Source organism: Nocardia altamirensis NBRC 108246 (assembly GCF_001612685.1).
GTDB lineage: Bacteria > Actinomycetota > Actinomycetes > Mycobacteriales > Mycobacteriaceae > Nocardia > Nocardia altamirensis.
This window is the reverse complement of sequence record NZ_BDAY01000061.1, coordinates 45,607-57,640: the sequence shown is the minus strand read 5'-3', so window position 1 is coordinate 57,640 and position 12,034 is coordinate 45,607. Positions and strand designations below refer to the sequence as shown.

General features: G+C 66.7%; 13 protein-coding genes. 6 read left to right on the top strand and 7 right to left on the bottom strand.

The features are described from left to right. Positions 1–336: a histone-like nucleoid-structuring protein Lsr2 gene (locus tag NA11_RS29270; RefSeq protein ID WP_069165251.1), complete on the top strand. Its 336-nt coding sequence runs from the start codon at positions 1–3 to the stop codon at positions 334–336. Between the two features lie 7 nt (positions 337–343). On the opposite strand, the gene NA11_RS29265 is transcribed toward NA11_RS29270, so the two are convergent. The 4 genes from NA11_RS29265 to NA11_RS29250 form a co-directional block, all read right to left on the bottom strand. Further along, positions 344–826 carry an SRPBCC family protein gene (locus NA11_RS29265; protein WP_069165250.1) on the bottom strand — a complete coding sequence of 161 codons (483 nt, stop codon included), beginning with the start codon at positions 824–826 and terminating at the stop codon, positions 344–346. 65 nt (positions 827–891) lie between these two features. After that, positions 892–2,130, bottom strand: a complete 1,239-nt coding sequence (locus NA11_RS29260) for an MFS transporter (protein ID WP_069165249.1) — start codon at positions 2,128–2,130, stop codon at positions 892–894. Next, on the bottom strand, positions 2,123–2,884 hold the full coding sequence (locus NA11_RS29255; RefSeq protein WP_069165248.1) for a DeoR/GlpR family DNA-binding transcription regulator: 762 nt from the start codon (positions 2,882–2,884) through the stop codon (positions 2,123–2,125). Before NA11_RS29255 ends, NA11_RS29260 begins: the two co-directional genes overlap by 8 nt. 425 nt (positions 2,885–3,309) lie before the next feature. Beyond that, positions 3,310–4,506 carry a serine hydrolase domain-containing protein gene (locus tag NA11_RS29250; RefSeq protein WP_069165247.1) on the bottom strand — a complete coding sequence of 399 codons (1,197 nt, stop codon included), beginning with the start codon at positions 4,504–4,506 and terminating at the stop codon, positions 3,310–3,312. Between the two features lie 36 nt (positions 4,507–4,542). Here NA11_RS29250 and NA11_RS29245 point away from each other — a divergent pair, with 36 nt between their 5' ends. The 4 genes from NA11_RS29245 to NA11_RS29235 all read left to right on the top strand — a co-directional run bounded on the left by NA11_RS29245 (position 4,543) and on the right by NA11_RS29235 (position 6,726). Next, entirely contained in the window at positions 4,543–5,373 is an 831-nt protein-coding gene (locus NA11_RS29245) for a serine hydrolase domain-containing protein (protein ID WP_069165246.1), read from the top strand. A 99-nt stretch (positions 5,374–5,472) separates the two neighbouring features. Continuing rightward, positions 5,473–6,006: a DUF3145 domain-containing protein gene (locus NA11_RS29240; protein ID WP_069165276.1), complete on the top strand. Its 534-nt coding sequence runs from the start codon at positions 5,473–5,475 to the stop codon at positions 6,004–6,006. Positions 6,007–6,044: 38 nt separating this feature from the next. Next, a complete protein-coding gene (locus NA11_RS44190) occupies positions 6,045–6,269 on the top strand; it encodes a GNAT family N-acetyltransferase (protein WP_084655169.1) in 225 nt (74 codons plus the stop codon). Positions 6,270–6,354: 85 nt separating this feature from the next. Beyond that, entirely contained in the window at positions 6,355–6,726 is a 372-nt protein-coding gene (locus NA11_RS29235) for an iron chaperone (RefSeq protein WP_069165245.1), read from the top strand. Positions 6,727–6,783: 57 nt separating this feature from the next. Here the strand turns inward: NA11_RS29235 and NA11_RS29230 are convergent, their stop codons facing one another. The 3 genes from NA11_RS29230 to NA11_RS29220 form a co-directional block, all read right to left on the bottom strand. Continuing rightward, on the bottom strand, positions 6,784–7,914 hold the full coding sequence (locus NA11_RS29230) for an NDMA-dependent alcohol dehydrogenase (RefSeq protein ID WP_069165244.1): 1,131 nt from the start codon (positions 7,912–7,914) through the stop codon (positions 6,784–6,786). 145 nt (positions 7,915–8,059) lie between these two features. Next, positions 8,060–8,590, bottom strand: coding sequence for a DinB family protein (locus NA11_RS29225; protein WP_069165243.1), 531 nt, complete (start codon positions 8,588–8,590; stop codon positions 8,060–8,062). A 71-nt stretch (positions 8,591–8,661) separates the two neighbouring features. Then, entirely contained in the window at positions 8,662–9,726 is a 1,065-nt protein-coding gene (locus tag NA11_RS29220; protein ID WP_084655168.1) for a phosphotransferase family protein, read from the bottom strand. Between the two features lie 80 nt (positions 9,727–9,806). Between NA11_RS29220 and pabB the strand changes: the two genes are divergently transcribed. Next, complete coding sequence (pabB, locus tag NA11_RS29215) at positions 9,807–12,023, top strand: aminodeoxychorismate synthase (protein WP_069165242.1); 2,217 nt, start codon at positions 9,807–9,809, stop codon at positions 12,021–12,023. The last annotated feature ends 11 nt before the right edge of the window (positions 12,024–12,034 follow it).

The following is a 12,034-nucleotide window of genomic DNA, read 5'->3' as shown; positions in this document are numbered from 1 at the left end:
ATGGCACGCAAGGTCGTCGTAACACTCGTCGATGACTACGACGGCAAGTCTCAGGCCGAAGAGACAGTGCACTTTGCCTTGGACGGAGTCGCATACGAGCTGGATCTGTCGGCGCTCAACGCCAGCCAGCTGCGCGGCATCTTCGAGCAGTGGACGCCCAACGCCCGCAAGGTCGGACGGGCACCTCGGACGAAGGGCACCGCACCGCGCCCGGCAGCCGGTCGCGAACAGACCGCCGCCATGCGCGAATGGGCACGCAAGAAGGGCATCGAGGTGTCCACGCGTGGCCGGATCTCGGTCGAGGTCGCCGAGGCCTACATGAAGGCGAACGCCTGACGAACGATCAGGCTTGCGCTTCAGCGGTTTTCGCGAACCGCACCAGCACAGCGGACCAACCGCCACCCTGCTCGACAATGGCGTCACGGAGAGCTTCACCCGCGACGAGTCGGTCGAGGTGGCGGTGTTCGAGGGTGACGCTGGTCTGTCCGGGACCTGTCTCGGTGAAGCGCACCTCGATCTCACCGGCACGCTCGAGGTCGGGGTCGTACTGCCAGTAGCCGTTGATCTGCCAGGTCACCACCAGTCGGTTCGGCGGCTCCCAGGCGACGACCCGACCCCAGTCGCATTCGCTGCCGTCGGTGCCGCGCTCATGCCAGCGGCCGCCTGCGCGGGGTTCCATGATGGCGTCGGCCATTCCGGTTCGTCCGATGTGGTAGACCGCAGGCCACCAGGTGCCGAACGATTCGGTGAAGAACGCGAATGCCTTGTCCAACGGGAGCGCAACGGTCGCTGCGCCATGCAGGGCGGTGTCTTCGAGTGCGGTCATGCGGGGTTCTCCTGTTCTGGATCTGTCAGCGCAATCTCGGAACGGCAGTTGTTGCGGGTTTCGGACTATCGGAGCAGGCTGTCGGCGGTTTCCACGGGAGGTTGCTCGCTCTTCGATCGGGTAGCGAAGGCTCCGCTGTAGCGGGCGGTCGCTGCGATGGCCAGCGCGAGCAGCGGGAGGACCCACAGGGCCGTGTCCAGGCCGACCACGTCGGCCAGGTGACCGATCAGCGGTGGGCCGGAAACATAACCAAGCCAGCCGAGCGCCGCGACCGTGGCGATCGCCGAACCCGCGTTAGTGGGCGAATTGTCTTGGCTCGCGGCACCTGCCGCACTGAACGCGCTCGGCACGATCAATGCCAGGCCGATACCCATGGCCGCAAAGCCGAGCAACCCGACTATCGGCTGGCGCGCGAGCAGCGCGACGCTCATGCCTGCGGCGAAAACCAGTGCCAGCGCCGGAAGCAGCGAGGCGTTGCGGAACCTGCTCTGCAGCATGGTTCCGCTCAGGCGCACCGTCACCATCGCCAACGCGTACCCGGCGTAGCCGAGGCCTGCGAGTGCCGCGCCCGCGCCGAGTTCGTCGCGCAGGTAGGTCGCCGACCAGTCGGCCGCCGCACCTTCGCCGAGCATCGAGGCAAAAGCGATCCCGCCCAACGTGATAACGATCGGCGCGGGACGTAGCCGACGAGACTTCGTGCCCGACTGAGCCTTTCGCACGCGCGGACCGGCACTGTCGGGAATGAGCGCACGCGACAACACTTCTATCGCCACCACCGCGGCGATGCCGAGCACCGCGAACTGAACGCTCAGGTCGATGCCGACCAGAACGGCAGCGGCGCCGACCAGCGCGCCGAGGAACCCGCCGATACTCCAAATACCGTGCAGCCGTGCCATGATCGGCTTGCCGACCGCCCGCTCGACGGTCACCGCCTGGGTATTCATCGCGACGTCGAGCGAACCCTGGAACAGGCCCCAGAAAGCGAGCGCGCCGAACAGCTGCACCGGCGAACCCGCCGAGCCGACAGCGATACCGCCAAGGGCGTAGCCAACGATCGTCAACTGGATCATGCGACGGCTACCCAAGCGCGGTAACAGTCGCGTCGACAACAGCATTGCCGTCACCGAGCCGATCGGCGCGCCGAGCAGCGCGGTCCCCAGCGCACCATCGCTCAATGCGAGTTCCGCCTTGATATGCGGGATGTGCGCGGTCCACGAGGCGAACAGCAACGCCTCGGCCAAGAACGTCGCGGCGATCGAAACCTGGATGCGGGCAAGAGAAGAACGGTCGAGCAGGTCAGACACAGTGGACCTCGATGCCGTCGGCGCGCAGCGTGGCGACGGCCTCCTCCGGCGCGTCGACATCGGTGACGACCACGTCGATCTCGGCCGTTGCGCACACCACTGCCAGCGCGGTCCGCGCGAACTTGCTCGAGTCGATCATCGCGATCGTCCGCGCCGACGCGGCCGCCGCGGCGCGCTTCACCGCCGCATCCTGTAGATCGTGGGCTGTGATCCCGCCGCGCGGACTCAACCCGCAACACGTCATCAGCATCGTGTCCAGCCGCAGCATCGCAATGTTCTGCTCCGCCATCGGGCCGACCAGCGACGACTCGCCCTTGCGCACGGTCCCGCCCGGCAGCAACAACGTCACGCTAGGCGCCGACGCGAGCACCACCATCGAGTTGACCGCCAACGGCACCACCGTGACCCGCCGCGTACACAATTCGTGCGCGGCCGCTAAACCTGTTGTCCCACTGTCGAGTACGACCGACTCACCCTCGGCGATCAATCCCACGGCCGCGGCCGCGATCCGCGCCTTCGCCGCCGCCTTCTCCATCTCGCGCATCGCGAACGGCATCTCCTCGCCACGCAGCATCGTGCTCACCGCACCACCGCGCACCCGCCGCAGCACCCCCGTCTGCTCGAGCTCCGCCAGATCCCGCCGCACCGTGACTTCCGAGGTCTGCAGCGCCCGCGCCAGCTCGGCAACAGTCACCGACTCCGACGTCTTCAGTGCCCGAACAATCTCCGCATGCCTATCCTCCGCAACACTCATACTTTCAAACGTACATCAAATCTGATCATTTGAAAGCAGATTCTGATCGGTAGATCCGGTGGTCGATCGGCTACTCGACCCCCACCCCCTCACCCTCCCGCGCCTCCGCACCCGTTCTGGGAGTTGGTCGGTTGAGTACTGGGAACTGGTGGCGGCATCGCCCGAGAAGCCCCCGCCACCAGTTCCCACTCTGCGCGAAACCGACCCTCCCACCCCCATGCCGGGAGCGCTGGCGCCGCTGAGGTCTCCATCCGCGGGGAGTCCCGCACCCCCTCTGTCGATCCCGCAGACCCTGCATACGGTTCACAAGCCGTCTAAGCCGTCTAGGCCTTGTGAACAGTGTGGAAGCTTTGTGGGATCCGGGGCACAGACGCAAGGAATGCCGATTTCGGTGCTCTCGGCGGAGTCGCGAAAGACGGTGTGGCTCAGACGCAGCGGAGCATGGCCTCGCGTAGGTTGCGGCTGCGGACGTCGTCGAGGACGGCTAGGCCTAGTCGGTTCATCGCGTAGCCGAAGCCGAGACCTGTTGCCGGATCGGCGAATCCGAAGGAACCGCCGAGGCCGGTAGTGCCGTAGGCGCGTTTGTCGGAACCGAAGCGGAAGTCGCCGCCGGACTTACGGAAGCCGAGGTGGTAGCGAGTCTTGACGTGCAGCACCAGATCACCGGCCGGGACGTCGGTGGCGAAATCGGCGGCGGCCAGCTGGTCGAGCACGGTGTTGTCGATCGGCAGTGCACCGGTGCGGCCCGCGGCGGCGCCGTAGACCTGGGCCAGCGCGCGAGCGTTGCCGACGCCATTGGAGCCGGGGAGCTCGACCTCGAGGAATTCCCGTCGCGTCGCCCGCGCCGGACTGCCGCAGCGCGGATTCGTCAAAGCCTCGTACGCCAGACCACGTTTGGCGAAGATCTCGGCGCCGATCCGCAGCGGAACGTCGCGCTCGTAGCGCAGCGCATCGAACCCTCGAGTCGCGGCCATGGTGGCGATGCGTTCCAGCCCTTGGTCGGCGGGCCAGCCGATGTGGAAGTCGACACCGAGCGGTTTCGCGATGTCCTCGGCGAAGATTCGCCCGAGCGTGCGGCGCTGCTTGTCGACTCGGCGCAGCACTTCGCCCTGATACAACCCGAGTGTGATCGCGTGATACCCGTGCCGGGTGCCAGGCCGCCAGGCCGGCTTCTGTGCGGCGAGGATCGGCGCGAGGCCGTCGAGGTCCGCGATCTGGTGCAGCCGCACCACCGGATCCAGGCTGGACAGCCCGGCCTGATGGTCGATCAGCTGCCGCACTGTGATCGCGCCCTTGCCCTGCGCGGCGAACTCCGGCCAGTACGTCGCCACCGGCTCTTCGTAGTCGAGCAGGCCCTTCGACACCGCGGACGCGAGGGTGAACGCGGCCAACCCCTTCGTCGACGAGAACACCGGGACGATCGTGTCGCGCTCCCACGGCAGCGTCCGGCGACGGTCGCGATGGCCTGCCCACAGATCCACCACCGGCCGATCTCCTGCGTACACCGCGACGGCGGCGCCGATTTCGCCGTGCTGGGCGAAGTTGCGGCGGAAAGCGTCGGCGACGGGCCCGAAGCCGGGTTCGACGTCGCCGTGGATCGTGGGGAGCGCGTTCATGGTCATTCGATGGTAGCGGCGTTCTTCTCGTAGGCTCGCTGAGTGCGTTCACTCGAACAGATCAGGGAGTGGCCGGTCCGGCACGCGGCGGCTGCAGTCGTCACCGCCGACGGCGAAACGACGAGCGAGGGCGACGTCGATCGGGTGTTCCCGCTCGCGTCGGTGACCAAGCCGTTGGTGGCCTACGCGGTGCTTGTCGCGGTGGAGGAGGGCGCGATCGAATTCGATCAGCCCGCGGGCCCACCGGGGTCGACGGTGCGGCACCTGCTCGCACACACCTCGGGGCTCGCGTTCGACACCACCGATATCCAGGCGGCACCCGGCACTCGCCGCATCTATTCCAGCATCGGATTCGAGGTGCTTGCCGAGTTCGTCACCGCGGAGACCGGAATCGCGTTCGAGGAATACCTGCGCGACGCGGTATTCGAGCCGCTCGGAATGAAAGACTCGGCGCTGGCCGGCTCGGCGGGCCACGCGGGCCGCTCTACTGCGGCGGACCTGTCTCGTTTCGCGGCGGAATTGCTCGATCCTCGATTGATTTCTGCGCAGACGCACGCCGACGCGACCTCGGTCCAATTTCCAGGCCTCAACGGCGTGCTTCCCGGCTACGGTTCGCAGCGCCCGAACGACTGGGGATTGGGTTTCGAGATCCGCGACGGAAAGTCGCCGCACTGGACCGGCAGCACGAATTCGCCGCGCACGTTCGGCCATTTCGGACAGTCCGGGACATTTTTGTGGGTCGACCCCGCGTCGTCTTTGGCGTGTCTCGCATTGACCGATCAGAATTTCGGCGACTGGGCGAGAGCGGCCTGGCCGCCCCTCAGTGATGCCGTTATTGCGGAGGCGACATCCTCGCACGCAACACGGCGGTGAAGTAACACATGTAACATCGGGCACTCCAGTACACTTTGGCAACACCAGCAGACGGGCCGTTGGGGAAGACGTCCCCCGTCGACGCTGGAGGTGTTAGTGGTGCGCGCATCGAGTCAGTTCGCGGACGTGACGGCGGGTGTGGTGTACATCCACTCGTCGCCTGCCGCGCTGTGCCCGCACGTCGAATGGGCGCTCACCTCGGCTCTGAGCTCACCCGCCAAGCTGCGCTGGACCGCACAGCCCGCGGACGGCCAATTGCGTGCGACCAGTGAATGGCTCGGCCCGGTCGGCACCGCCGCGCGGATCGCGCAGTCGCTGCGCTCGTGGCCGGTGCTGCGGTTCGAGATCACCGAGGACCCCAGCGACGGCGTCGACGGTGAGCGCTACTGTTTCGTACCCGGCCTCGGCCTCTGGCACGGCTCAACCAGCGCCAACGGTGACGTCACGCTCGGCGAGATGCGGCTGCGCGCAATGCTGCGCGCCGCAGGCGAACTCGGCAAATACACCACCTACGATCTGGCCGCCGAGATCGACCGCGCCCTCGGCACCCCATGGGACGAGGACCTCGAGATCTACCGCTACGGCACCGAATCCGGCGCCGAGGTCACCTGGCTCCGCCGCGACGTCGGCTGACGTGACCGAAAACATTACTCGCTAACCAGCCGAATACCATTCCGCTACAAAGGTTTCGAACCGAGGGCGGGTTCGGCGGCGCCACTGCGCTCGTCGATGCGGCGGAATCCGCGGCCAGGGCGCTCGGGGCGCACCGGATCGTGCTTGATACCCGACGTGATCTGGTTGAGGCGCGGGGGTTGTATGCGCGGCTCGGTTATGCGGAATCGTCACCGCACAACGACCAGATGTATGCGGAATGCTGGTATCGCAAGGAGCTGTAGAAAGGCGACGCGCTGCCTACACTGAGTGGTGCTCCACCTTCTCAACGATGCACATCGGTAGCCGATCACAGATCGGAGGGATCCCGTGGCAGAGCAGCCAACCACAGTCGACACCTATATCGCCTCCTTCCCCGAGGAGGTACGCGGCATCCTGGACGAAATCCGCGACACCATCCAGCGCGCCCTGCCGGACGCGACGGAAGCCATCAGTTACGACATCCCCACCTTCAAGGTCAACGGTCACAACGTCGTGCACTTCGCGGGATGGAAGAAGCACATCAGCGTGTACCCGATCCCCGAGGGCGACCGCAGCTTCGAGCGCGCGATCGAACCGTACCGAGCGGGCAAGGGAACGTTGAAGTTTCCACTCGCAAAGCCGATCCCCTACGAGCTGATCGCCACCGTAGCAACCAAACTCGCCAGCCGGAAACCACGGGCGACCCTCGAAAGCGTCTGACACCCACCGCCGTGACGTGGCCGAGTTGCGGCTCGGCCGGTCACGAACGCGCGCCGGTTACCAGTCGGCCTCGGTGTACTTGATGATGCCGCGGATGTTCTTGCCGTCGAGCATGTCCTGGTAGCCCTGGTTGATTTCCTCCAGCGAGTAGCTCCGGGTCACCATGTCGTCCAGGTTGAGTTGACCGGACTTGTACAGGCGCAGCAGGTTCGGCGCGTCTTGGCGGGCGTTGCCGCCGCCGAAGATGCAGCCCTTCACCGTCTTCTGCAGCATGGACAGCAGGAAGCTGTTCATCTTGACGTCGCCGTGTTCCATCCGGCCCATCGAGGTGACCACCAGGGTGCCCGCCTTCGCGGTGAGGATGAGGCCTTCCTCGATGTAGTCGCCGTGCATTTCGCCCATGGTGAGAATGACCTTCTCGGCCATCCGCCCCTCGGTGGCGTCCATCAGCGGCATGATCGCGGCGGCCATGCTCTCGTAGGTGTGCGTGGCGCCGAACTTCTGCGCCTGCTCGCGCTTCCACGGATTCGGGTCGATGGCAACGACTTTCGACGCACCGGAGAGCACCGCCCCTTGCAGCGCGCTCATGCCGACACCGCCGATGCCTGCGATCACCACGGTGTCACCCGGCGTCACCTGTGCCACGTGCGTCGCCGAGCCGAAGCCGGTGGGCACACCGCAGCCGACGAGGCAGGCCACCTCGAACGGAATGGTCGGGTCGATCTTCACCACCGAGGTGTGGTGCACAGTCATGTACGGCGCGAACGTGCCGAGCAGGCACATCGGGATGACGTTCTCGCCGCGTGCCTGGATGCGGTAGGTGCCGTCGCTGATCGCCTGGCCCATCAGCAGGCCCGCACCGAGATCGCACAGCGCCATGTTGCCGCTCACGCAGGCCGGACAGCGGCCGCAGGCGGGGATGAACGACAGGATCACGTGATCGCCGACGGCGAGATCGGCGGGCGTGTTCGGCCCGAGCTTGGTGATCACGCCTGCACCCTCGTGCCCGCCCATCACCGGGTAGGCGGGCATCGGCGTCGCGCCGGTCACGATGTGATGGTCCGAATGGCACATGCCCGCCGTCTCGAGCCGGATCTGCACCTCGCCGGAGACCGGATCGCCGACCTCGATCTCTTCTACCGACCATGGTTGGTCGATCCCCCACAGGATCGCGCCCTTCGTCTTCATTCCTGTCGACCCTCTCGCATGCACGTGCTTATATGTGACTGCACCCACACTACGAGAAAAGTGGAACGCGTTCTAGTACCGGCTCGAAAATTCAGCGGTACAGGTGATCGGACCATCCGAACACGTTCTAGTACCGGGCCGGATCTCAGCCGCGGACGTCGTGCACGTGGTGCACCAGATCGTGAATGAAATAGCGAGCGAACGAGTCGACCGTGAACACCGCGCCGTCGCTGCGTTCGCCGCGCCGGTCGCGCTGCGCGAGCGGAACGGACTCGAAGGCGCGAGCTACGGCGTCGGCCGCCTGAGCCAGTTCGGTCGCAACCCGGGCGGGGTCCTGAATGTCGTAGCGATCGGTCACGGCGGTCTCGTCCTGGTCCCAGTTCGCGAACCGCGGGATCGAGCCGTCGGCCGTGCCAGCCAGCATCAGAGCGAGACGGACATCGAACAGGCGGCACACGTCGCGGACGTGCGCGCCGTATTCGAGCGCAGACCAGGTCGAGTCGTCCGGCCGCACCCGGACACCGGGACGGTCGAGGACCTCGGCGAACCGGGCGGCGCTGTCGCGCGTCAACCCGGGCACCGCTTCGTAGGCGGTCGCGTTGGGGTCGAAACCGCAATCGGGACAAGGGCGTTCGACCACCCAGGTCCAGTTCTTCACATCAGGAACGATCGGCATGCGCCAAAGGTAGCGTGGCTCAATATATTCGGCGACAAATATTCAGACAAACAGCCGCAACATCCCGACAATCATTCCATCAGCTGATGAGCACGCTCGAACAACTCGAGCGTGATGGCGTGCAGGAAGTCGCCGACCTGCTTGGGCGCCTTGCCCGCGAACGCGCGGGCGTGCGTGCCCTCCAGCACGATGCCGAGCTTGAAGCAGGCGAGCACGGTGTACCAGGACACGGCGCTGAGATCGCGCTCGGAGAACCGGCCGTAGTGGGCGACCATCTCCTCCGGCGTCGGCAGCCCGCCTGCTCCACCCAACTTGCCGACCAGCGCAGCGCCGGTGGTGCCAGGCACCGGCCGGGTGGCGATCTGCCAGCCGAGATCGAGCAGCGGGTCACCGATGGTCGACATCTCCCAGTCGACCATGGCCGCAACTTCCGGGCCGTCGTAGGAGAACATCATGTTCGCCAGATGGCAGTCACCGTGCAGGATGCCCGGCGTCCACTGCGCGGGCCGATGGCGATCCAGCCACTCCCCGGTCCGCTCGACGCCAGGGATCTCCGGGCCCGGGTAGCCCTCGTTGGCCGAATACGATTCGAGCTCACCGAGCCAGCGCGGCACCTGCCGTTCCAGGAAGCCCTCGGGCTTGCCGTAGTCGGCGAGGCCGAGCGCCTGGTAGTCGAGCGCGCCGAGCCTGGCGATCGCCTCGACCGCGGACAGGCCCATCTGCTTGCGGATCTCCGGATCGCCCGCATGCAAGTCCGGCAGCTCGTTGGCCGGATTGAAGCCGTTGATCGGCTCCATCAGATAGAACACCGCGCCGATCACCGAGTCGTCCGGGCACGCCGCGATGACTCGAGGCGCGCGCACATCGGTGCCGTTGATCGCGCCGAGCAGTCGCGCCTCCCGGCGGATCACGTCGTTGCTCTTGGCGCGCAGGTGCTTCGGGCCGCGCCGCAGCACGTAGTCGCAACCGCCGCGGGTGAATCGGAGCATGACGTTCTGGGTGCCACCACCGAGCGCGGCCACCTCCTCGAATTCGCCTGCGGGCAGGCCCTGCTCATCCATCCACTTGCCGACCATGGCGAAGTCGACGAGTTCGCGATCCACACCGACGGGTTGCGCAACAGACATGTCCAACATTGTGCACCACCCGCCGACCTAAACTGACGGCACACGACAACAGTTAGGCGAAACGCGTGCGGCGTAGGGTTTCGGGCACCATGCGCACGTTGCTGATCGACAATTACGACTCCTTCACCTACAACCTGTATCAGCTGATCAGCCAGGTGAACGGCATCGAGCCGACTGTCGTGAGGAACGACGAGGTCGGCGAGCTCGAATTGGCGCGCTTCGACAACGTGGTGATCTCCCCGGGACCGGGCAGGCCGGACGTGGCCCGCGATATCGGGATCTCGGCGACGGTGATCCGCGAGGCACGGCTGCCACTGCTCGGCGTGTGCCTCGGGCATCAGGGCATCGTGGTCGCGGCGGGCGGTACCGTCGCCGTCGCGCCGGCGGCGCGGCACGGCTACCTCGATCGGATCGAACACGACGACCGCGACCTGTTCGCCGGACTGCCGCAAGGGTTCACCGCCGTCCGCTACCACTCGCTCTGCGCGCAGCGACCGCTGCCGGACTGCCTGGAGATCACCGCGACGGCCGCCGACGGAGTGATCATGGGCGTGCGGCATCGCGATCGACCGCAGTGGGGTGTGCAGTTCCATCCCGAGTCGATCGCCAGCGAATTCGGCGCGACGATCCTGCGCAACTTCGCGAAACTGACTGCGGCACACCGGGTATCGCCTACCGACCGGGAAACGCTTGTCCGGCGCTCCGAGCCGGTGACGATGCGGCTGCGGCCCGTCACCCTCGACCGCCCCGACGCGGGATCACGGTCGACCGTCTCCGTGTCGGCATCCGAGCAATTCCCCTCCGTCGCCACGCAATTCAACGCACGTCCGCCGCGCACCGAAATCCTGGACCGCTACGGCGGGCGCCCGCGGCGCTGGCAGTTACAGCACACCGTGATCGAGCGGCCGATCGATACCGAAAGCGCGTTCGTCCGGCTGTACAGCAACTCCCCCACTGCTTTCTGGCTCGACAGCGAGCATGTCGAGCCTGGACTCGATCGGTTCTCGTTCCTCGGCGATGCCAGCGGGCCACTGGCCGAGGTGGTGCGGTATCGGGTCGGCACCGGCGAGGTGACCGTCGAATCGTCGGACGGGAATCGGCGCGTCGTCGCGGGCGGGGTGCTCGACTATCTGGCCGCCGAATTACGGCTGCGGCACCTCGAACTCCCCGACCTGCCTTTCGATTTCGCGGGCGGGTACGTCGGATACCTCGGCTACGAGGTGAAGGCCGACTGCGGCGGGCAGGTCGCGCATCGCGCGCCGACGCCGGACGCGCAATGGCTCTTCGCCGACCGGATCGTGGTCGTCGATCATGTCGGCGGCCGCACACACCTGCTGTCGCTGACGGATTCGACACCGGACACCAAAGTCGCGGGCGCCGACTGGCTGCGCGACACCAGGGAAACCCTCGAAGCCCTGCCCACCTGGCGGAATCCGCCGACGCTGGAGGTGCCTTCGGACAGCGATCTCGTCGAGCCACTGCTGACCCGCGGCCGCGAGCGGTACCTCGCCGACATCGCGGTCTGCCAGGAACGACTGCACGCGGGCGAGTCCTACGAGATCTGCCTCACCGACAGCGCGACCGTGCCCGCCGCGGAGGACGACGGCCTCGACTTCTATCGCACCCTTCGCCGCTGCAACCCGGCGCCCTACGCGGCGTACCTGCGGTTCGACGACCTCGAAATCGCCTGCTCCTCACCGGAACGCTTCCTGAAGGTCGATCGCAGGCGCACGGTGGAGAGCAAGCCGATCAAGGGCACCGCCGCGCGCGGCGCCACCGCGGCCGAGGACACCGAGCTGGCTCGCGCACTGGCCGACAGCCCGAAGACCAGGGCCGAGAACCTGATGATCGTCGACCTGCTGCGCAACGACCTCGGCCGGGTGTGCGAGATCGGCAGCGTGCACGTCCCCAAGTTGATGGCCATCGAGTCGTACATGACCATGCATCAACTGGTGTCCACCGTGCGCGGCACGCTGCGCCCCGAGGTGGGCGTGATCGACTGCCTGCGTGCGTGTTTCCCCGGCGGTTCGATGACCGGAGCGCCGAAGCTGCGCACCATGGAGATCATCGACGAGCTGGAAACCGAAGCGCGCGGGGTCTATTCGGGCACCATCGGCTTCCTCGGGCTCGGCGGCACCGCCGACCTCAACATCGTCATCCGGACCGCCGTGCGCTACGACGGTCGCTGGCGGATCGGCGCGGGCGGGGCCATCGTGCTCGATTCCGATGCCGAGGACGAGTTTCACGAGATGGTGCTCAAGGCCGCGGCCACGCTGCGTGCGGCACGCGACCGCGCCAGCCACTGACACCCGCGAAC